We start from the raw sequence: 21,461 nt of genomic DNA on the forward strand, positions 1-21,461 counted from the left end.
GCCTCCCGTGGCAGTTCATTCTAGACGAGGCTGGGGAGAAATGAAAAAACGGGAGTGCAAATTGTTAATTTTCAGACAGTTGCAGCCAGTCGTTAACGGCATTGGCCTTCAGGCGGACGAAGCAACCCTGAAGGCGATACACACCGGTGGCCGCCTTTGAGTGCGGCGACATCTCGCCGCACTCAGAAACACCACCCTCACCTCGCCTCATACCGGAAGGGATCCGAATACTTCGCATCCGCCCCCAAGCTCGTGTCCGTCAGCGTCTTCAAAAACGCCACCAGCGACGCCTTCTGAGCATTCGTCAGATTGAGCCGCCGCGGCTGCCCGTTAGGCGTCCGCAACTGCGGCGAGAGATTCGGATGGTTCATCACCCCCGCGTTGTAGAAGTCCACCACCTGCTCCAGCGTCGCGAAGCGCCCGTCATGCATGTACGGCGCGGTCAGCTCGATGTTGCGCAGCGAGGGCACCTTGAAAAATCCGATGTCCGCGCCCCGCAGCGTGACTCCCGCGAGACCGATGTCGGTATAGGGATTCTCCAAGCCGTTATTGAAGATGTTGTTCCCCGGCACGAAATTGTCGCTGCCGTGGCAGGTCGAGCAGCCCCCGACCGGACCTTGGAAGATCGCCCGCCCCTGGTTCTCCTGCACCGTCAGGTTCGTGAAGTTCAGCGGCACCCCGAGGTCGTACTTCGAACTACCGGAAACAATCGAGCGCACGAACTGCGCCAGCGCCCGCGAGATCCTGCCGCTGTTCACCTCCGGCGTCCCGAAGGCGGCGCTGAAGAGCTCTGTATAGAAGGGCTCCGCCGAGACCCGCACGACCAAGCCATCCAGCGTCATGCCCATCTCCACCGCGTTCTGGATCGGTTGCAGCACCTGGTCTTCCAAGGTCGCCGCGCGCTCGTCCCAGAAATAACTACCACGCAGGTAGTAGCGGGTGTTGGTCAGCCCCATCGAGTTGCGCCCGGTCAGCCCACCGTTGAAGCCCGCGCTGAAACGCCGCGGATCGGAGAAGCCGTGCTGCGCCTGATGGCAGGACGAGCAGGAGATCGTTTGGTTCGCGGACAGCCGCTTGTCGTAGAAGAGCACGCGGCCCAGCGTGGCCCCCGCATTCGTCGTCGGATTCGCGGCAGGCGTGTTGTCCTGCGCCCGGATCTGCTGGGTCAGCAGATGCGCGGGCAGCACCGGATTGGCGTAGTTGAATGCCGTCGCCGGCAGCAGCAGGGCGTCCGCGCGGTTAGAGGAAACGGCACCCGCCGCTTCCGGATTCAGGCGGAACAAGCGTCGCGGACCATCCGCCGCCAGCGGGATCCGCAGGAAGCCGTTGAAGGGCCGGTGGGTCGTCACGTTGTCCCAGGCCGCGGCGTCCGTCGTGCTCTGCAGCATCCACGCGTGGTTGCCCGGATCGGTGACTTCCAGCACATAACCGGAATCCACCTTCATGAACTTCACCGCGCCATGGTCCGGCCCGACCTCGATCGGAACCTGGGCCAGGGCGGAGAGCGTGAGAACCGGAAAGAGGAGGATCGTTTTCACGATTCCACGGAAGCCCCCGCCATCGCAAAAGCGCGAGGAACTTTACCTTTCCTTCACGCCCCGGCCCGGGATTTTACGCAGCCCTGACAAGCGGGATGAAGGAAGCCGCGCAGCGGCCTTGGAGTGCTGAGGCTTGCCACAGCCTTCGGCAGGCGGCTCGCCGCCGTGAAGGACGGATAAGGCGGCATTCCAAGGAGGATCCCCGGAACGCGTCGCCTTGTAGCGGGGCGACAGCGTTGTTCCGCCGCGGCGGTCTCGCGGTCGTGACATCCAAGCGGAATTCGCGGGCCAAGTCAGCTACACAAGAGCGCCCTTTTTCAAAGCGACGTGACCCGCGCGATCTGCTGGTATGGCACTGCATGAAAGACGAATTGCTGGAACGCTTGCAGTCCTTCGAGATCGACGTGGCGGGTGCTGCCTATCCCTTCATCGCCCGCCTGGCGCGGGAGAACGGCTGGGACCGCGACTTCGCCACGAGGGTGGTCGCCGAATACAAGCGCTTCGTCTGGCTGGCCATGCGCGCCGGCCATCCGGTCACGCCATCGCAAGAGGTGGATGAAGCCTGGCACCTCCACCTCATCTACACCCGCTCCTACTGGGACGGCATGTGCCGGACGGTGCTCGGCCAGCGCTTCCACCACGGCCCCACCGAAGGCGGCCAGGCGGAGGATGCCAAGTTCGGGGATTGGTATGAGAAGACCCTGGCGAGCTACCGCCACCACTTCGGCCAGGAACCTCCTGCCGACATCTGGCCGCCGGCTGCCCTGCGCTTCGCCAAGCCTGCGACCGCTCCGGCGATGCGGGATCACTGGCGGATCCCGAAACGCTGGCTCAAGTACCTCGGCCTCGCCGCCATCATTCCGGCGCTCGCCGGCTGCACCCGGCTCCTTGGCTTCATGGACGGCGGCAGCTTCGTCTGCTTCGGAGTGGGCATCGGCGTCATTGGCATCCTGATAGCAATCGCCAAACGCGGTGGGGGAGGCGGCGGCGGACGCGGCTGCCGAGGTGGTGGTATTGGCGCCTGCGGCAGCGGCTTCGTTCACCATGACTCTTCCTCCTCCGGTGACTGCGACAGCGGTGGATCCTCGGGCTGCGGCAGCAGCGGCGGCTCCTCCGGCTGTGGAGGTGGCGGCGGCGGTTGCGGTGGAGGAGGTTGTGGTGGCGGCGGAGGCTCTTAGCACCGTAGTCTCTTAGTGCCGGAGGCCCGTCGGAGCTTAGCCGGTGGTGAAACCACCGGTTGGGTTGCGAAAACGAATTCCGTCCCAGAGGGCCGGTGGAAATGCGCCTCTCACCCTCGCACGCCGGATCTCCGCCGTCACGGAATGCATGGGCTCAACCCTGTTACGACCTAATACCAAAACCAAGAAATAAGGTGACGCTTCGGCCGTGGCGCAAGTGGTCACGGATTGAACGGATTGGAGATCACTGGTGGCAGCAATGGGAATCTCCTTGCTTCCCGAATCCGTAAATCCGTTCAAAATCCGTCAAATCCGTGATGACTGCCGGTAGTCCTATAAAGTCACATTAATTCGGGAGCTTGGTATAATACCGCCCCTCCTACTTCGCCCTACTCTACCCCACCGCCCCCATTCCCCGCTGCCTCCAGGAAGAACTGGCAGACATCCGCATACAACGTGTGCGAGCCCTTCGATAGCACTTGGTTGTGGGTCGCCCCTTCCACCACCCGCAATTGCTTCCGCGCCGACGGCAGCGCCGCGAAGATCTCCCGCGCCTGATCGATTCCGATATACGGATCGGCACCCCCATGCCCGATGAAGACCGGCATCGTCAGCTTCGCCGCGGCGGCCACCGGCCGGATATCACCCGGCCAGAAGCCCGCCCTCACCCGCGCCCCGCAGCCGACACTCAGCGCGGCCAGCGGGCAACTGAACTGCAGGCACGCCGGGGTCAACTGCTGGGCTCCGCGCAAGACCGGCCGGTCCAGCGAGCTGAAAGTCGCGATGCTCGCGACACCCTGCCATTTTTCCGGATGGCGGGCCCCCGTCTGGAGCGCGATCGCCCCCCCTTGAGATACACCGAAAAGGAAAGCAGGGGAGGGCGCGAAAGCAAAATGGGCCGCCGCCTCCTCGAGCACCTTCTCCACCAGCGGCGCCTCGCGCACGCCGAAGGTGCCGAAGCGCGCGGGGTGGTCGCCCTGCCCGGGCAGATCGATCAGCAGGCAGCGGAAGCCGGCCGCACAGAAGCGCTCGCAGATCGGCAGGTGATCCTCCTTCCGCCCGCCGTGGCCATAGAGCAGGACCACCGTCCCGGTCTGCGCCCCCCACGCCGGCAGCGGCACCCCGCGCCGCTTGAGCTCCTTCCGCAGGATCCTCGATTTCTCGGCCTCGCCTGGATGTCGCGATGCCGTGACCAGCAGGCAAGGGGTCCTGGCCGGCCCGGTGAAAGCCTCGACCTTCAGCCCATACTTGTCCGGCTCGGCCAGGATCTTCCGGTGGTAATCCTCAAGAGCCCGCCGCTGTGGAGAGATCAGGCGGGTCGAACCCAGCCAGCCCACCACCCCGAACAGCACCGCGAACAAGATCAAAAGAACCCCTGCAAGGCGCAGGGCATATCGTCGGAAACGCTTCATCGTGGTGGGCCGGATACCGCCGGAATAGCGTGGAAATGCTGGAAAATCGGCAGTCCGGCAAGCCCCGTCATCAACCTTCACGAAGAGTTCACCGGATCTGCAATTTCGCTCCACAGGCACGGTGCTATCCACCGGTAGGGCATCGCACCCCGCGGAGCTGAGACTCCGCTCTTAGCGCCGGAGGTGCGTCGGAACTTAGTAACGGTCTTAAACCGCAAGGGGATTCTCTAGTGATTTTGCCATGATGGCATTGAGGTGGATGAGCAGATGGCGCATCACCGCGACGATGGCGACCTTCGCGGCTGGCCGGGTCTTGCGCTTGAGGAAGGCATCAGGGAAATCCGCACCTAAGATGGTCGAATCTTAGAGCCAAACATAAGCAGAAATTCCGATCTTCAAAAGTGTCATCCTAACTCCTTTGACAATCCGGGGATTCCAATCCAAACAACCACCGCCCCTAAATGAAAGAAATCCAGCGCTTACTCGTGCTCGGCTTTACAATCCCCGCATTCCTCACATGCCTGTCGGCAGAGGAACCGGCTGTTGAAGTCGCAGAGGCATCAAAAATGCCAACCCTCGCCATCAAGCCGGAGGATGTCCTGCAAAGCGAAACGCAGCAGTTGGAAGACCGCTCGATCACAATTGAGCGTGTTTCGCCAATCGAACTCCCCGCGGTACCTGAGCCTGCCGCTGCTCCAGAACCTACGCCAGAAGATCTCGAACGATGGCAACAGCTCCGGGAGAATATGCCACAAACCACTTTGCTGTCGGTTGGTGCGACAATCTATCACGCTGCAGCATTGAACGGTGAAGCTAGGACCTTGCTCCTAGTTCGGGATCAGCAAGACGGAAAATACTTTAAGTGTTGGTCTTCGGCTGATTGGCGCCTGTTCTCCGGTGGCAACGCCCAACTTGAAATTGAAGGCCGCAGGTACGGGCTAATGATGTTTCCCAGCACGGTGGATCTTGATCGTTGGGCACAACTCTATGCTTCCCGTGGCTTGGTGTTCGTCGCCCCTGTTTTTCCAGAGATCCCAGCAGGGAATGCCAGTTTCGTGGTTTCTGAGGGTAATCCAACCCCCGAAGCACTCGAAGCAATCACCGCGTTCCATCAGCACTACAATTCCCACTTGCAGGAAATGCGGACTGCCTTCCAAGCGCGTGAATTGGCGCAACAACAGGCGGCAGAGAAACTCCGGAACAATCCTGTCCAGCCGAAAAACATCGTGATTCGCCATTGGCGGATGGACGCCGCAGGCCTTCAGGGCGAAACCCCGAAACCGGCCGTGGCACGATGAGCAAAACACATTTCCATCGGGCCGCTCTTGCCCTGATTTCAGCCTTCTTAATCGGTGTCGGTCATGCGATGATTGATGCCGATCACGATGGCATGAGCGATATCTGGGAGCAGCAGAATGGCTTTGCGATTTCCGGAACCCAGCCAGCAAACCAGCTCCCTGGTGCTGATCCGGACCAAGATGGCTGGACCAATCTTGAAGAATCCCAAGCTGGCACAAATCCGAATTCGTCGTCCATCCCAACGGGCATGCTGAAGCCTTCGGTTCTACGCCATCCGGAATTCCCGAGCGTTTTCGTGGTGAGCTGGCCGTCGTTGCTAGGCAAGCAGTACAAGCTTCAGGTTTCGCCTGACCTATCCTCCGGAAACTGGGTCGTCATCGGAGACCCAATCATGGGAACCGGTCAAATTGTCGAATACGGCATGGAGCCGCTTGATGAGGATGGCCTTCCAGTGGAGAAGTTGTTCTGGCGAGTGGTGATTGAAAACACTGATACCGATGGCGACACTTTTTTGGACAGTGAAGAAATCGTCCTTGGCTACAACCGCTTCCTATCCGATACCGACCTCGATGGCTACCCGGACAACACGGATTCTGCCCCACTAATTAGCGCGAGCTTACTAAGCCCTGACGGGGCAGGTTTGGCGGGAACGACGCTTGTCACCAACATGACTGGCCGTTGGGATTTTGAGAGCTTCGACACGGACACAACTCCTCCTAGCGGCCACAGTATCTACAGCTTTCCTGACCAGACAGCCGGGGGCCGTGCTGCGACATCCTTTTTAGGCGCAGGCGGCATCAACCTCGAAGGAATGGTTTCCAAAGCGACAAATCATGCAGGAGGGTTTGTAACTATTCCACCGTCGCTACTTAACAATGATCCCACCTATTCAATCTCATTCTGGGCGGCTCTCGACGAGGGTTCGGTTGAGAATTCAAACGGGCAGCCCCAAGGCTTGTTCACGCACCATAACTATCTGCCTCATATTACCGGCGGCAGTCCGAATTGGGGTTTGATCGACGCCAAAGCCTACGGAATCTGGGTCCAGAAGATCGGCAGCCGGGAGATCCTCCGCGCTGGCTATTACGGCTACAAAAACCACGTTACAGGCACGGCAGTCACCCCCGTCACAACGGTCACCGGCATCATGCTTGATCGACCTTTGGGGACGATTGATGACGGTAAGTGGCACCACTACGTCCTGCTCAAGAACGGAGCGAGCACCACTCTTTTCATTGATGGAGAAAAGGAAGGCCCGGTAACACATACGTCGGATGCAATTCCTGCGAATTCCTATACCGGGATTAGCCTAGGCAGAATTTATGGCCAATCGCCCGAAACCGTTGGATTTCAGCTGCCGAATCAAACCGTCGCAAGAGGACGGTTTGATCGACTTCGCGCTTGGTCCGACAATCTAACAGCCAACGAAATCGAAAATCTTTATCATGAAGACACCGATCGCGATGGCCTCTGGGACATCACGGAAAATGAATCATCCCTTTGGCGCGATGCTGATTCTGACAATACTCGCGAAGCAAACGAAGTTTCCTACATTTCATCCCCGTTTCACTGGCAGCCTGCCGACACCGACACTGATGGCGATGGAGCGACTGACATAGCCGAGCAGGGATTAACAAAAATCGGATTTGCAGATTCCGACGGCGACGGCATTCCAGACGGCTGGGAACTGAAATACGGCCTAAACCCTAATTTGCCTGGAGATGCAGCGTTGGACGATGATGACGGCGGCGGCGACGGTCTTACAAACCTTCAGGAGTATCTTTGGAACACCAATCCCAACAAGCGCGACACCGATTTGGACGGCACGAATGATGGGCCGGAAATTGGAGCAGGTGGAGAACCGAATGACGCCTCCGACGGAGGCTCGGTTCCGCCGGAAGAACGATTCAGCGTAACCTTGGGCGTAGGTGATAAATCGGGTAGCAAGAGTGAAACCTACTACCTCCATTGCTACCTGTTAGATCCGGAAACAGGCCTGGAACGAAGGGTTTACACGCTCAAGCCCGAGCCAGGGCCAAACGACATTTATGCGACCGAGGTAAAGTCGATTTTCAAGAAAGGCCAAACCTACACTTTTCAAATCGACTGGCAGACTACCACCAATACAGGCAAATCGAGCCTCCCGAAGGAAGGTCCGGATTTCGACTACACGCTCGAAGTCGTTCCAGATTCAGCCAGCGAGTCTCACGTGGTGGATGCTTGGGACTTGCTCGACAAAGCCGCTCACGTTCCAATTCTTGCTCCAGGAGCTGGGGCGAATGACGTAGCAGATGACGAACCGGAATTCCGCAAGTTTTTTGAAAAGGCCCGCGTTATTCTCACGCCATTTTTATTCTCGGTTATTCATACTGAACCTGATCCGGCAACGGGCGCGGCCGTCAATCCTGGTCCATTTACAATTTTCAGAGATGAAATCGTTGATATAGTAATGTTCAAATTTCCACATAACCTCCAAGACCGAACAGTGACGCTGAGCGTTGTCGAGGAGGCAATGCGCACGGAGAGCCTTCCTGGTCGGGGTAGTGTTCAGATGTATGATTTTGGGTCGATTGACGTTGGAGGAGTTGTTAATCCCAATCAGACCGAATTTACTCTCAAAGCTGCCAAATCGGGCCTCGTAAGAGTGAAAGCGGTTTTTAATAAAGTAGGGAAATTGAAGATTAAAGCAACTTCCGATGATGGGGAGATTGACTATACATCAAGGGAATTCACAATTAAAGAGCGGATTAGAAAATATGCTTTTCCTTACCCTGGATTTCCCCGTTATGACGCTAATAAGCATGACCAAGATTTCGTCGATGCTGTGACCGACTGGGGGAATTTTTATTCCTACCCGATTGACACTGTTGATCGAATCAAGGCAATGGCGGTTGCTGAGAGCAATGTCGGAGCTCAAGTTCAAGCTCCCACCACACGACCCAACGATATCCTCACCATAGGACATCCCGACGACGACGTGCTAGAGTCGATTCAAGGATCAATTGCACAATGGGACCTGGATTTAATTCACCCGCAAAGGCCAGCCATCGATGCGCGTTACAAAAAGCTAGATTATCAAACTGCAGGCATCGCAACTACCAGAGAGTCCATCTATTGGGGGGTTCTTTGGTTTTATGTTAAAGGATTTGCCTTTTTGGACAACTGCAAAATAAATCCATCCTATGGTTACGAAACCAGGAATCAAGCACCGCTCAATATAATTGACGGGATTGAGCAGTCGGAATATCAGTTCGATCATTGGGCTTCTTTTGATGCCATGACGGCCCGCTATAACGGAGGAGGCGTTGGCAACTACTCGACCCGAGTAAACAAAGCTCTTCAGAGTGGGCTTCATTTTAATGCCGCAGCCGGAAACGATAAGCTCTGGCCAATTCGTTCTAACAAGTCAGCCCGCCCATGAGATTGTCAACCATTGCGATGGCGCTATTGCTGATTTGCGCCGCCTACGGCCAAGAATCAGAAACGAATGCAGCCTACGGCAAAGCGTATGCAGATTGGGAGAAAAACGCTTTTGGCCAAGCTGCGTCGAGTTCCGTGGAGCAAAGTTTTATGGCACTTGAAGGGGCTTGGAGCGCCATGTCTGGGCGTGAACAGGAATTCAAAGCTTACTATTATGCCCAAGCAGCGCGTGTGACGGCAGGAATCTTGATCGAGGCAAATCAACATGAGAAAGCAGCAGCCGCGTTGAGTGAAATTGGCGAAGTCACGAATTCCTATTCCATAACCCCAAGCCGCGGAAAATCCGAAAAAGCCTTTCAAAACCTTGCGACCATTCATGCTTCCGTCATCGCGGCCACCGGGAAAGATCCTCTTAAAGGGCACTCCATTGGCTACGAACTGAAGCGGCATGAGAACGGTTTTTCCGCCATCCAAGAGAGTTTGGACATCAACAGGGGTTCTCCGCAGGGAGTTCCTATTGCAATTGAAGATTTGGAGGAATCTGAGACCACCGCGACACTGCTGTTGCTCGATGCCAACGGGGATTTGATTGAAATTGTGCCCGTAGCTGTTGATCGGACAGAAGGCCGTCGGGGTTCCCTTCTTGATCGGATTACTTCGGCCTACAAATTGACCAACGACAGTGGACCACGTCGCCCCGTTCGTACTTCTGTAGCCGAATTCCTGGGCAAAGTCGGCAAGGTCGACACCGACGGATCAAGACCCGAGAGAAATGGAGTAGAAAGCCGTGATCCGGATTCCGCCAAGCCTTCGGCAGCCGGCGGAAATTTGGGGCAAGGTCCAAACGCTCCTGCAACGGTAAAATGGATCGTGCTGGTTCTTGCTGTAGCTCTCTTGGTCATTGCCTTGGCGGTGCTCCTTTCAAAACGCCGGTGGCATTGATGCTTGCAATCTAAGAGGGTAAGAGGGCTATTCGCCTCCGTCGGCAAAACCATCGTCCGGCGGAGTGGTGGGGATGTCCCATAGATCGTTTGAGCTGGCCCCCAAATTTCGGCCACGAATTGGCTAAACTAAGCTATGGTGGCAGGCTGCGGGAGAGCTTGGGATGATCATGGTTTGCGGATCAAGGTTGGAGTGACGGGGGACTCGAAATCGGGAAGCCGTAGCGGAGGGACGAGCACGCAACGGAGCGTAGCGCAGTGGAGGGCGAGGACCGCAGCGGAGGCTTCCCGATTTCGGCGCGCCGGGGGTGTCATGCCGCTCTCGGGGCTTCGGCTGGCGGCCGGTAAACCCGCGACGGCGTGAGGTTGCCGAGGTGCTGGTGCGGACGCCAGTCGTTGTAGCGCCCGAACCACTCGCGCAGCCCTTGCTCAAGGCCGAGGACCGTCGCGTGTTCCTTGAGGTAGATCTCCTCGTATTTCACGCTCCGCCACAACCGCTCGATGAACACGTTGTCCATCCACCGCCCGCGGCCATCCATGCTGATTTCCACACCGAGGTCCGTGAGCCGACCCGTCCATTCCGCGGAGGTGAACTGGCAACCTTGGTCGGTGTTGAAGATCCCGGGGCGCGTGCCAGTTGCTCCCAAGGCCATTTCCAGGGCCTCCAGGCAAAGGCCGGTGCCCATAGTGTTGGAAACCGCCCAGCCGAGCACCTTGCGCGAGTGCCAGTCCATCACAGCGCACAGGTAGGCTTGGCCGCGCGGCATCGGCACATACGTGATGTCGGTACACCAGACTTGGTCGGGCCGGTCGATCACCAGCTTGCGCAGCAGATACGGATACTTGCGATGCCCGTCGTCCGGGATGCTGGTCCGCGGTTTGCACCGGATCGCCTCATGGCCCATCTCGCGGCGCAGCCGGTCCAGGCGCTTGCGGTTGACCTTCACACCATGATCGCGCTCCAGCACCGTCATCAGCCGCCTGCTGCCGAGGCAGGGATCGACCAGATAGATCTCGTCCAACAGCCGCTTGATGCGCAGGTCCTCCGGATCCTCCGCGACCGGTTGGTAGCCAGCGGTGGAGCGCGCCACGCCCAGCAGTTCGCACTGCTTGCGCATGCTCAGTTTGGGATGCCTCTTGTCCAACAACCCGACGCGATCCCTCACAGACCGAGTTGCTTGGACTTTTTTGTCAGCCAGTCCAACTCGACGGCCTGCTGCCCGATCTTGGCGTGGAGCCGTTCGCGCTCGCGCTCGAAGTCCTCGGCTTCGGTCTTGCCCGCGCCGCCCCCGAAGGCGCTCGCGGCGTTTTGAGCCATCGTCTTCTTCCACTCCGAGACCTGCACCGGGTGGACGTCGAATTCCTTGGCGATTTCCTGGATGGTTTTCACGCCCTTGAGCGCTTCAAGCGCCACACGGGCCTTGAACTCGGGATCGTGTCGTCTGCGTTTACCTTTCATCTCGTGCGTGTTCGGTTTGGTTCTAAGGCCACACCTGCACACCACAATCATAGCTTAGGCACTGGACCGGTTTTCGGGGGCCAGCTCAGTTAGAGCGGGTGGCGGCTGGCCGGTTGAAGCTCTTCATCTGTCGTTCGGCTGGCGGGCATCCCGGCCCAATTCGAGATATTTCGGCCAATTGCCGATGCGATGCCTGAACGCAGCCAAGAGCCCTGATCCCGCACCCGGTGCCACAATTTCCCAAGATCGCGTTTGCCAGCATGCCCCGCTCGGTCTAGGGAGGGCACATGACTCTGCTGACCGAGACCTCCTCCGTGATGGACAAGACCCGCGAACTCTGCGCCGCAATCGCCGCAGACGCGCACTTCTCCAAGCTCCAGAAGGACGTCGAGCGGTTCCTGGACGACGACGGCGCGCGCCTGATGTACCAGACCGTGCACGAGCGCGGCGAGGAACTGCACCACAAGCAGCACGCCGGCGTGAAGCTGGCCCCCGCGGAGATCCGCGAATTTGAAGCCGCCCGTGACGAACTCATGCGCAACGAGGTGGCCAGCGCCTTCCTCGGTGCCCAGGGCGAACTCGAGGCCCTCCAGACCACCATCGGCAAGTACGTCAGCATGACCCTCGAACTCGGCCACGTGCCGACCGAGAAGGACATCGCCGAATCCGAAAAGGGCGGCTGCTGCGGCGGCGGCGGTTGCGGCTGCTGAGCGCCGGAAAGTTCCAAGAAGGACCAAGTGCCAAGGGCTAAAGTTCCAAGTTAAAAGGACCAAGTTCCAAGAAAGCAAAAGAGCCGGTGAGTTTGCACTCAACCGGCTGTTTCTTTTGGCACTTGGTCCTTTTAACTTGGAACTTCAGCCCTTGGCACTTTATTGCCGCCGCGGCTGGTTGAACCTCGCCACGACCCGCGGCGGGAGCGTCTGCGCGTGGTTGTTCATCCACTGGCGGGCGGCACCCTCGTCCGCCCGGAACCACTTTTGGAGGCTGTCCCGGTAGAGGCGTTCCTGGGCCCCTCGATCGCTGACGTTCGCCACAAACTCGAGCGAGGTCTGCGGGGATCCGCGGAAGCTCTCCTCGATGAAGACGAAGCGTGCGCCGTCGAGATCCGGATTGTTGCCCAGGCCTGCCAGCCATTTCGCAGCGGCGGCGGGGTCCTCCCGGGCATAGCGGCGGGCGATCCCTTCCGCGGCCTCCGACTTGGTGTCCTCCGGCAGCCGCTCCACCCAGGCACGGGCAGCGTCAAGATCGGTGCGGGCCCAGCGGTCGGACACGGTTTCGGAGATGTCGCGGCGGAGCTCGACGTTGTTCATCGCGCTGTTCCACTGCGCCGCCTGCGCCGGGTCGAGATTGGCGAGGTCGCGGGCCATCTGACGCGAGGCTTGCTCCTGCAGCTTCTCGTCACCCACCCCGGCGATCCAGTCCTTGGCGTAGTCGAAGCCGAACTGCATCACATACGGCTGCATCGCATTCAGCGCCTGGTCGCGGGTAGGCCCTTGGAGCTGGGCCAGGAAGTCGCGGGCCAGCTCGGGATTGGTCGCCGCGATTCCGCGGGTGGCACCCAGCAGCCAGTTGTTCACGTCGCCCTCGTCCGCCGCGGTCGAGGCCCAGGCGAAGGCGGCCTGCGGATCGTTCGCGGCCCAGGTGGCGACCGCGGTTTCGCGTTCCCAGTCCTCGCCGCCCTTCTCCTGCAGGAAGCCCAGCGCATTCAGCGGATCGCGCTCGGCCCAGGCCTGCAGGATCAGCGAGCGCTCGGAACCGCGCAGGTTCACGCCCGGCATGTTCCGGAACTCGTCGTAAACTCCCGCAAACTTGTCGGCCGGCAAGCGGTCGAGAAAGGCCAGCAGCCGCTGCGTGCGGTCGAGGCGGCTGGTGGAATCGAGGATCGCCTTGAGATCGGTATCCACCGGCTTCGCAGCCCCGCGGCCATCTTCCCCGGCGCGCTTGCGCTGCACCCGCTCGGCCAGGGAAAGCCCTGCCTCGCCATCGCGGGCGCTGCTCTTCCCCCCAGCGGATTCTCCCGCCGCGCCACTGCCGGACTCCCCGCCCGGCGCGCTGATCCGGCCGATCATGACCCCGGCTCCCAGCGCCAGTGCCACACCGCCGGCGCTCCACACCCACTGGGATTTCTTCGGTTTCATAGGAGGAGTAAACGGAGCAAAGAGCCCCGGACTATCGGGAAAAACGCGATCCCCAGCCTTTGTTTGAAGCAGGAACCCCCGCCGCCTATTCAAGGGAAGCCGACCCGTGCCCCCGAACGGCACGCCACCCGTAGCCCCAAACGGCACGCAAAGGTATTCCCTCTTAAGGTTACCCCTATAAGAGAGTTTCCCCTCTCAATTGAGAGAACGCCTGCCAGTGACCTCGAAGCCGATGCCGTAGCGCTTGTGGGCCAGGGTGAACTCCTCGCGGGTGGTCTCGTGCTTCTCGGCGGCACCGTATTCGATGGTGACGGTCACGATCCCCGCCTGGTTCTCGACATGGGCGAGGCGGAAGATCGGCTCCTTGCGCAGGCGCAGGAAGCAGAACAGGGGCACATCGGGGTGGTGGGCGTTCCACAGCCACTGCGCGGGCATGAAGTCCGGGACGTCGGCGAGGGCGGAGAAAATGGCGCGGATCCGGCGCTCGCCGTGGCGGGCGGCCAGGCGGGAGGCGAACTTGCGGGCCAGCACGCCCTCCCACCACGCGGCCACGGGATTCTCGCGGGCCTCGGCGACCTCCTCGATCAGGTTGCGGGCGTGGAAGGCCATCGCCACGTGGAGCTGTTCCCGGGTCATCAGCCCGGCCTCGAAGTCGGCGAAGAGTTGTGGCGGGGTGCGGAGCATCGAAGTGGCAAGTAAGAAGGACCAAGTGCCAAGAAAGGCGGAAGAAACCTGACCGATTATGGCGCAAGAGTGCTTCCCTGCCACCCGGAAGTTTGCCGGGATCTTGGTTGGCACTTGGTCCTTCTTACTTGGAACTTCACCCCACCGGCAGCTTCGCGCGCATGGCGGCGGCGATCTGCTGGAAGGCGGCGGAGACGGGGTGCTCGGCGGGCGGGATCAGGGCGACGGGAGTGCCGGCATCCCCGCGCTCGCGGGTCTGCGGGTCGATCGGGATCTGGGCGAGCAGGGGCACGCCCAGGGCCTCGGCCTCGCGGACGCCGCCGCCGTCGCCGAAGAGGTAGTAGCGCTGGCCGTGGTCGCACTCGAACCAGGACATGTTCTCGACCACGCCGAGGATGGCGACGTTGACCTTGGCGAACATCGCGACGGCCTTGCGGGCGTCGATGAGGGCCATCTCCTGCGGGGTGGTCACGATGATCGCGCCATCCACGGCAACGGTCTGGACGATGGTGAGCTGGATGTCGCCGGTTCCGGGCGGGAGATCGAGAATGAGGTAATCGAGCTCGCCCCACTCCACCTGGCGGAGGAATTGCTGGGTGTAGCGGGTGGCCATCGGGCCGCGGACGATGACCGGGGAGCGGTCCTCGAGCAGGAAGCCCATCGACATCAGCTTCAGGCCGTGGGCCTCGATCGGGATGATCTCGTCGCGCTCGTTGGCCATCGGCCGCTCGTGGCTGCCGAACATCTGGGCCACGGAAGGGCCGTAGAGGTCGCAATCGCAGAGGCCGACCTTCGCGCCGCTCTTGGCCAGCGCAACGGCGAGGTTCCCGGCGACGGTGGACTTGCCGACGCCGCCCTTGCCGGAGGCGACGGCGATGATCCGCTTCACGCCGGGGATCGAGGACTTGCCTTGGACGGCCTCGGTGGAGCCTCCCTGCGCGCCCTGCGGATCCTTGACCACGATCTCGACCTTCACGGTGCCGATGTCCGGCAAGGGGTCGAGGACGGCGTGGCAGTCCTTGAAAATCTGCTCCGGGATCTTCGGGTCCTTGGTCGCGACCTCGAGGTGCACGGTCAGGGTGCCGCCTTCCTGGCGGACGTCCTTGACCAGACCGAAGGAGACGATGTCCCGGGAAAAGCCGGGGTAGCGGACGTTGCGGAGGGCTTCCTTGATGAATTCGGGACTCACGGCGGCGGAAGCAATGGCGGGATCGGCGGGGCTGTCAATTGGAGGAAGTGAACAATTGCCTGCCAAAACTACAGGGAACCGCTGAATTGGTAGGTGCCGGAGCCGGTGATGAGGCGGTTGCCGACGACTTCGCGGATGCCGGGGCGGCCCTTGGCGGGCTGGTTGGATTCGGCGATTTCGCCGGTGACGGGGAGGGTGATTTCGGCGGTGGTGTTGGGCGGCACGACGACTTCGGCGAGGAACTTGCCGCCTTCGATCTTCCATGAGCAGGAGAGGGGGCCGTGGCGGGTTTCCATGCCGCCGCTGGCGTTCGTGATGGTTCCGGTCGGGCGGGGAGTAATCTTCACCCGGTCGAAGCCGGGGCTGGCGCGGTCGATCCCGGCGAGGTCGGCCATCATCCATTCGCAGACGGCACCGAAGGCGTAGTGGGAGAAGGAGTTCATGCTCGGCTCGTGGACGCCCTGGCCCTTGATGTAGGAGTTCCAGCGTTCCCAGATGGTGGTGGAGCCGTTCTCGACCTCGTAGCCCCAGCTCGGGTATTCCTTCTGCTGCATGAGGATGCCCGCGAGGTCGTGGTGGCCGGTGGCGGAGAGGGCGGGGAGCAGGGGCCGGGTGCCGAGGAAGCCGGTGGTCATCTTGTTGCCATTCGCGGTGACGAGTCCGGCGAGGTGTCGGGCGGTCGCCGCCTTCTTGTCCGCGGGGATGAGGTCGAAGAAGAGGGCCATCGCGTAAGTGGATTGGTTGTGCACCGCGAGGCTGCCATCGGGCTTCAGATAGAGCTTTTGGAAGGCGGCACTGAGCTTGGCAGCGCGGTCGCGGTAGCGGGCCGCCGCGCCCTCGTCGCCGATCACATCCGCCATCTCGGATATCAGGCGGGCATCGTAGGCGTGATAGGCCAGGTCGATGAAGGGGATCGGCGTCTTCACATCGCCGACCGAAAGCCAGTCGCCGAAGCCGCAGTCATCGACAGCGCCCTTCAACTCCGGATCGCGGGTCGAGCGCCATTCCATGAAGTCGTTCATCTTCCGCCAGTGTTCGGAGATCACGCGGGTATCGCCATAGACCTGCCAGATGGTCCAGGGACAGATCACGCCGGCGTCCATCCAGCCGGCGGCGTGGTGCTCGTTCGGGCGGGCCAGCGGGCGCGGGGCGTAGGGAGGATACGCGCCGTAGTCCCACTGGTCGTCGTTCAGGTCGCGCAGCCACTTGGTGTAGAAGGCGGCGATGTCGGCATTGAAGGTGGCGGCGCGGACGTAGATCTGGGCATCGCCGGTCCAGCCCATGCGTTCATCGCGCTGCGGGCAATCGGTGGGCATCTCGAAGAAGTTCGCGCGCTGGGTCCAGACCATGTTCTTGTAGAGCTGGTTCAGCATCGGGTCCGAGCACTCGAAGCGGCCGTGATAGGGCGTGTCCGAATGCAGGACGATGCCGGTGATGGCGTCCTTCTCCGGGGTGCCGGGGAGGCCGCTGAGCTCGACATACTGGAAGCCGTGATAGGTGAACTCCGGGGTCCAGGTCTCGCCCGCGGGATCGCCCTTCAAGATGTAGGTATCGGTGGCGCGGGCGCAGCGCAGGTTCTCGGTGCTGAGGCGGCCGTCGTTGTGGAGGACCTCGGCGTAGCGCAGCTTCACCTTGTCGCCGGCCTTGCCCTTCACCCTGAGGCGCACGACACCGGAGATGTTCTGGCCGAGGTCGAAGATGAAGACGTCGGGCGAGTGCTCGCGGACGGATTTGGGCGCGATCTCCTCGATGGGCAGGACCGGCACGCCGGGATGCGGCTCGACCTTGGCATTGGTGCCGGTCTTGCAGACGGCGGGCTGCCAGTTGCTGTCATTGAAGCCGGGTTGGGACCAGCCGGGCATTTCCTTGCGGGCGTCGTAGGCTTCACCTTGGAGGATGTCGGTCTCGGTGATGGGACCGAGGGCGGTCTTCCATGTCGGATCGCTGGCGATGGTCTGGCGGGTGCCATCGCTCAGTTCGAGTTCGAGCTGCACGCGGAGGGCGGGGGAGACGCCGTAGTAGTAGCGGCCATTCACGCCGGGGACGAGGCCCTCTTGGGCGGTCAGCTGACCGTAGGCGACGTAGCCGGAATACCAACCGTCGGCGAGGGTCGCGCCGATGGCGTTCTTGCCCTGCTTGATGAGCTTGGTGACGTCGTAGGTCTGGTAGTGGAGGCGGCGCTGGTAGGCGGACCAGCCGGGGGCAAGGCGTTCCTGCGAGACGCGTTGGCCGTTGAGCTCGACGGTGTAAACGCCGAGGGCGGTGGCGCGGAGGATGGCGCGGGTGACGACGGGGGTCTCGAACTCTTTCCGGAACTGCTTGGCCGGGGTGAGGATGAGTTTGCCGCGGTCGGGATCGCCGATGAAGTTCTGGACGTTCTCGGTGGTGGTGAAGCTGGCGTCATCCTTCGCGCTGATCCACTGGGCGGTCCAGTCTTCCGGCTGGAGGAGGCCAACGGTGAAGTTGGCGGGCGGGCTCCATGGGGATGGGGTGCCCTTGCCGTCCCAAGTGCGGACGCGCCACCAGACTTGCTGGCGGGATGTTAGAGGTTTCCCGGACCACTCGATTTGGGAGGTGGCGGGGGAGTCGGTTTTGTTAGAGGTCCAGAGGTCGGTTGGGTTTTCGGGGGTGGTGCCGGCTTGGATCTCGTAGGCGGTTTGAGTGATGTTACGGGCGGTGGTGGAAGGGGTGAGCTTCCAGGAGAGGCGGGGTTTTGGGGTGCCTATTGCCAGCGGGTTGGTGTGGTACTCGCAGCGGAGAGCGGTGGGGAGGGCTTCCTGGGCTTGGGAGGCGGTAAGGAAGAGGAGGCTGGCGAGGAGGGTTTTCATGGGTTTGGGCGGGAGGGGAACGGCTGCCGGGAAGAGATTGTTTCGAGGGAGGCCCGCAGAAATGGGAAGGCAAACATCGAACATCGAACGTCCAACATCGAACGTCCAAGTTGGATGGATGGGTCCCGGGGTGGGGTGGGCAGCGAGGGTGGCTTCGTCCGCCTGAAGGCGGGACTACGTACCCTTGGGGGCGGGCTTTGGGGGACCGTGTGGATGGGTTTGTTAGAGCGGGGAGGTGAAGCGGTGGGTGCCGGAGCCGACTTCGAAGATGGCGCGGCCGTCGGCGAGCTTGATGAATTTGGCGTGGTCTTGTTTGACGTCTTCGGCGCGCTTGGCGGGGACGCTGATGAGGGCGGTGGTGTTGGGCGGGACGCTGACTTCGAGGGCGAAGCTGCCGTCGGCGACTTTCCAGGAGGAGGCAATGCGGCCGCGGACGGAGTCGTAGTGGCCGGAGGCTTGGGTGAGGCCGCCGCCGGGGACGGGGGCGATGGAGATCTTCGCGAAGCCGGGCTCGAGGGGGGTGATGCCGAGGACCGTCTCGTAGAGCCACTCGACGCAGGCGCCGTAGGAGTAGTGGTTGAAGGAGTTCATCGAGACGTCGCCGAAGCCGCTCTCGAGGGTGTAGCTGTTCCAGCGTTCCCAGATGGTGGTGGCGCCTTGCTCGACGGAGTAACCCCACGACGGATAGGTCTTCTTCTGTATGAGCGAGTAGGCGAGGTCGCTGCGGCCGATCTCGCTGAGGACGGGCAGGAGCAGGTTCACGCCGAGGAAGCCGGTGCCGAGGTGGCCATTGCGGGCGGCGATGGCGGCGGCGAGTTGCTTGCCCGCTTGCTGGCGTTGGCCATCGCTCAGGAGGCCGAACTTGAGGGCGACGAGGTAGCCGGTCTGGGTGTCGTTGCCGATCTTGCCGTCCGGCTTGACGTAGGCTTTTTGGAAGGCGGCGCGGATCTCCTCGAAGCGCTGGCGGTAGGCCGCGGCATCGTCCTGCTTGCCGAGGGCTTCGGCGAGGTCGGCGACGAGCTTGTTACTATAAGCATGGTAGGCGGTGCCGAGCAGGTCCTTCGGGGTGTCGCCACCGACGGCGAGCCAGTCGCCGAAGCCTTCGTTCGGGCCGAGGTTGTCGGGGGTCTTCTGGCGGTAGAGGGCGAGGTGCTTGACCATGGCGGCGTAGTGCTCCTCCGCGGCGCGGGTATCGCCATACATCTGGTAGAGGGTCCAGGGGACGATGACTCCGGCATCCGCCCAGCCCGGGCTCCACATGTCGTGATAGACGGGTGCCATGCCGGGGAAGCCGCCGTCGGGTTTCTGCGCGTCCACCATGTCCTGGGTCCACTTGGTGAGGAAGGAGTCCACGTCCATGTTGTAGGCGGCGGTCCGGGCGAAGACCTGGGTATCGCCGCTCCAGCCCATGCGTTCGTCGCGTTGCGGGCAATCGGTGGGGACTTCCAGGTAGTTCGAGCGCTGGCCCCACATCGTGTTCTTGTAGATCGCATTGATCAGCGGGTCGGAGCAGGAGAAGGAGCCGGTGACGGGCAGGTCCGAGCCGAGCACGATACCGGTGAGGGTGTCCTCTGCCGTCGGGGTGGGGAGGCGGCTGATCTCGGCGTAGCGGAAGCCGTGGAAGGTGAAGCGCGGCTCCCAGATTTCCTCTCCGCCGCCCTTGCAGATGTAGTGGTCGGTGGCGCGGGCGGAGCGCAGGTTCTCGGTGTAGAGGTGGCCGTCCGGCTGGAGCATCTCGCCGAAGCGGAGGCGGATCGAGGTTCCAGCGAGGGCTCTCAGCTTGAGGCGCACGAAGCCGGAGAAGTTCTGGCCAAAGTCGTAGATCTGCGTGCCGGGGTGCGGTTGGGTAATCTTTACCGCGGCGATCTCGGCGACCTTCCTGACCGGCGGCATGGGGTAGGCTTCAAGGATTGCGGGCTCGAATTCCGCACCGGTGGCGACCGGCTTCCAGGTCTTGTCATCGAAGCCGGGGGCATCCCAGCCGGGTGTTTCGAGGCGGGCGTCGTAGCTTTCGCCAGCGAACATGTCCGCTTCCAGGATCGGGCCGGTGGCAGCCTTCCAGGTGCCATCGCTGGCGATGAGTTCGCGGCTGCCATCGGGGTAGATGAGCTGGAGTTGGGCCTTGAGGCGGGTCTTGGTGCCGTGGCGGTTTTGGCCGAGGACGCTGATATTGCCGCGGAACCAGCCGTCGCCTAAGAGGGCGGCGAGGGTGTTCGGGCCGACCTTGATTTTGGCGGTGACGTCGTGGGTGCGGTAGTAGAGGCGCTTCTTGTAGTCGGTCCAGCCGGGGGCGAAGAAGTCATCGCCGACACGCTCGCCATTGAGGCGGGCTTCGACGTGGCCGAGGGCGGTGGTGTAGAGGACGGCGCGGAGGGGCTGCCTGGTGACGGTGAACTCTTTCCGGAGTTGGGTGGCGGGGAGGTAAGTTTTTACGCCGACGTCCGGCTTCAAGGAGCCCCAGGGTGGGGTGCCGTTCTTGCCGAGGATGTCCGCGGCTTCGAAGTGTTTGCCATCGCGCGATGCTTCCCAGTCGCTGCCGGTGGTGAAGGTCTGGACGCCGCCATCGGTGAACTCGACCACGGCGGCACCGATCAGGCCGGTGGCTGAGTCGCCGTTGGTGATTTCGGCGCTGAGAGTGTTCTTGCCGGGGAGGAGGACGGCGGCGACGGACTTCCAACCGACACTTTTCCAGGACTTGCCGGAGAGGGTGGCGCTGCCATTGACGGCGAGGGTGAATTCATCGTCGGCGGTGAAGAAGACGGTGGCCTGGCGGACGGGGCGTTGGGCGGGGAGATCGAAGCTGCCGCGGAACCAGGACTTGCCCGCGGCATCGGTCTTGCCAGCGCGGATCCATTCGGCTCCGGAGAAGGCTGTTAGAGGGGGTGGGGTTTCTTTCCACGGAAGGTCGGCGGGGGCAATGCCGTCGAGCCCGATCCATTCGGCCTTCCAATCGGTCTTCTCTAACAGGCCGGTGCTCCATTTGGCGGGAGTGCTCCAGGGGGATGCCTGATCCCTGGCGTCCCAGGTCATGACTTTCCAGAAGGCGGTGGCGTGGGAGGGGAGGGGTTTGCCCGCGTAGGGGATTTTGAGGGATTCGCTGGAGGAGGTCTTGCCGCTGTCCCAGAGGTCGGCTTGGTCCTTCTCTAACAAGGAGGGGGAGGAGGAGACGAGGATGCGGTAGGCGGTCTGGCGGGCGTCCGGGTCTTTGGATTCGAGACGCCAGGAGAGGTCGGGGCTGCGGTCGATTCCTTCGGGGTTGGAGAGGGCTAGGATCTTGAGATTGGCCGGGAGGACGTCGGCGGGAAGCGGGGGGCTGCCGGCGAGGGTGATCAAGGACCCGAGGAGAAAGAATCGATTCATGGCTTGTGGGAGGAA

At 61.7% G+C, this 21,461-nt stretch carries 13 protein-coding genes and 1 pseudogene; 5 read left to right on the top strand and 9 right to left on the bottom strand.

The features are described from left to right. Positions 1-197: 197 nt before the first annotated feature. Positions 198-1,538, bottom strand: coding sequence for a cytochrome-c peroxidase (locus ABWK72_RS24850; protein WP_367872275.1), 1,341 nt, complete (start codon positions 1,536-1,538; stop codon positions 198-200). A gap of 359 nt (positions 1,539-1,897) precedes the next feature. On the opposite strand from ABWK72_RS24850, the gene ABWK72_RS24855 reads away from it, so the two are divergent. Continuing rightward, a complete protein-coding gene (locus tag ABWK72_RS24855) occupies positions 1,898-2,716 on the top strand; it encodes a hypothetical protein (protein ID WP_367872276.1) in 819 nt (272 codons plus the stop codon). Between the two features lie 389 nt (positions 2,717-3,105). Here the strand turns inward: ABWK72_RS24855 and ABWK72_RS24860 are convergent, their stop codons facing one another. Beyond that, positions 3,106-4,128, bottom strand: coding sequence for an alpha/beta hydrolase family protein (locus tag ABWK72_RS24860; protein WP_367872277.1), 1,023 nt, complete (start codon positions 4,126-4,128; stop codon positions 3,106-3,108). A gap of 461 nt (positions 4,129-4,589) precedes the next feature. On the opposite strand from ABWK72_RS24860, the gene ABWK72_RS24865 reads away from it, so the two are divergent. The 3 genes from ABWK72_RS24865 to ABWK72_RS24875 are packed head-to-tail and all read left to right on the top strand — an operon-like array spanning position 4,590 to position 9,789. After that, positions 4,590-5,426 carry a hypothetical protein gene (locus tag ABWK72_RS24865; protein WP_367872278.1) on the top strand — a complete coding sequence of 279 codons (837 nt, stop codon included), beginning with the start codon at positions 4,590-4,592 and terminating at the stop codon, positions 5,424-5,426. Then, on the top strand, positions 5,423-8,848 hold the full coding sequence (locus tag ABWK72_RS24870; RefSeq protein ID WP_367872279.1) for a LamG-like jellyroll fold domain-containing protein: 3,426 nt from the start codon (positions 5,423-5,425) through the stop codon (positions 8,846-8,848). Before ABWK72_RS24865 ends, ABWK72_RS24870 begins: the two co-directional genes overlap by 4 nt. Continuing rightward, positions 8,845-9,789, top strand: coding sequence for a hypothetical protein (locus ABWK72_RS24875; protein WP_367872280.1), 945 nt, complete (start codon positions 8,845-8,847; stop codon positions 9,787-9,789). The genes ABWK72_RS24870 and ABWK72_RS24875 overlap by 4 nt, the downstream gene beginning before the upstream one ends. Positions 9,790-10,099: 310 nt before the next feature. Here ABWK72_RS24875 and ABWK72_RS24880 read toward each other — a convergent pair whose 3' ends face one another. Together ABWK72_RS24880 and ABWK72_RS24885 are read right to left on the bottom strand one after the other, a co-directional pair. Further along, a complete protein-coding gene (locus tag ABWK72_RS24880) occupies positions 10,100-11,119 on the bottom strand; it encodes an IS3 family transposase (protein WP_367871730.1) in 1,020 nt (339 codons plus the stop codon). After that, positions 11,077-11,298, bottom strand: a pseudogene (locus ABWK72_RS24885) (transposase); the annotation flags it as partial. The gene ABWK72_RS24880 and the pseudogene ABWK72_RS24885, both read right to left, overlap by 43 nt. A gap of 236 nt (positions 11,299-11,534) precedes the next feature. Here ABWK72_RS24885 and ABWK72_RS24890 point away from each other — a divergent pair. Further along, positions 11,535-11,957: a YlbF family regulator gene (locus ABWK72_RS24890; RefSeq protein WP_367872281.1), complete on the top strand. Its 423-nt coding sequence runs from the start codon at positions 11,535-11,537 to the stop codon at positions 11,955-11,957. A 159-nt stretch (positions 11,958-12,116) separates the two neighbouring features. Here ABWK72_RS24890 and ABWK72_RS24895 read toward each other — a convergent pair whose 3' ends face one another. The 5 genes from ABWK72_RS24895 to ABWK72_RS24915 all read right to left on the bottom strand — a co-directional run bounded on the left by ABWK72_RS24895 (position 12,117) and on the right by ABWK72_RS24915 (position 21,446). Further along, a complete protein-coding gene (locus ABWK72_RS24895; protein WP_367872282.1) occupies positions 12,117-13,385 on the bottom strand; it encodes a hypothetical protein in 1,269 nt (422 codons plus the stop codon). A 195-nt stretch (positions 13,386-13,580) separates the two neighbouring features. Next, entirely contained in the window at positions 13,581-14,069 is a 489-nt protein-coding gene (locus ABWK72_RS24900; protein ID WP_367872283.1) for a hypothetical protein, read from the bottom strand. Between the two features lie 136 nt (positions 14,070-14,205). Continuing rightward, entirely contained in the window at positions 14,206-15,258 is a 1,053-nt protein-coding gene (locus ABWK72_RS24905) for a P-loop NTPase (RefSeq protein ID WP_367872284.1), read from the bottom strand. Positions 15,259-15,326: 68 nt separating this feature from the next. Then, complete coding sequence (locus tag ABWK72_RS24910) at positions 15,327-18,086, bottom strand: family 78 glycoside hydrolase catalytic domain (protein WP_367872285.1); 2,760 nt, start codon at positions 18,084-18,086, stop codon at positions 15,327-15,329. A 222-nt stretch (positions 18,087-18,308) separates the two neighbouring features. After that, the gene (locus tag ABWK72_RS24915) at positions 18,309-21,446 is read right to left on the bottom strand and encodes a glycoside hydrolase family 78 protein (protein ID WP_367872286.1); all 3,138 of its coding nucleotides are present in this window, start codon (positions 21,444-21,446) and stop codon (positions 18,309-18,311) included. Between the last annotated feature and the right edge of the window lie 15 nt (positions 21,447-21,461).

The sequence above is a fragment of the Luteolibacter sp. Populi genome, from assembly GCF_040801775.1.
Lineage (GTDB): Bacteria > Verrucomicrobiota > Verrucomicrobiia > Verrucomicrobiales > Akkermansiaceae > Haloferula.

What these genes read in the sequence shown, in the direction of transcription:
- ABWK72_RS24875 (WP_367872280.1), top strand. Translation starts at nt 8,845, where the DNA reads ATGAGATTGTCAACCATTGCGATGGCGCTATTGCTGATTTGCGCCGCC.
- ABWK72_RS24890 (WP_367872281.1), top strand. Translation starts at nt 11,535, where the DNA reads ATGACTCTGCTGACCGAGACCTCCTCCGTGATGGACAAGACCCGCGAA.
- ABWK72_RS24855 (WP_367872276.1), top strand. Translation starts at nt 1,898, where the DNA reads ATGAAAGACGAATTGCTGGAACGCTTGCAGTCCTTCGAGATCGACGTG.
- ABWK72_RS24900 (WP_367872283.1), bottom strand. Translation starts at nt 14,069, where the DNA reads ATGCTCCGCACCCCGCCACAACTCTTCGCCGACTTCGAGGCCGGGCTG.
- ABWK72_RS24895 (WP_367872282.1), bottom strand. Translation starts at nt 13,385, where the DNA reads ATGAAACCGAAGAAATCCCAGTGGGTGTGGAGCGCCGGCGGTGTGGCA.
- ABWK72_RS24870 (WP_367872279.1), top strand. Translation starts at nt 5,423, where the DNA reads ATGAGCAAAACACATTTCCATCGGGCCGCTCTTGCCCTGATTTCAGCC.
- ABWK72_RS24860 (WP_367872277.1), bottom strand. Translation starts at nt 4,128, where the DNA reads ATGAAGCGTTTCCGACGATATGCCCTGCGCCTTGCAGGGGTTCTTTTG.
- ABWK72_RS24915 (WP_367872286.1), bottom strand. Translation starts at nt 21,446, where the DNA reads ATGAATCGATTCTTTCTCCTCGGGTCCTTGATCACCCTCGCCGGCAGC.
- ABWK72_RS24910 (WP_367872285.1), bottom strand. Translation starts at nt 18,086, where the DNA reads ATGAAAACCCTCCTCGCCAGCCTCCTCTTCCTTACCGCCTCCCAAGCC.
- ABWK72_RS24865 (WP_367872278.1), top strand. Translation starts at nt 4,590, where the DNA reads ATGAAAGAAATCCAGCGCTTACTCGTGCTCGGCTTTACAATCCCCGCA.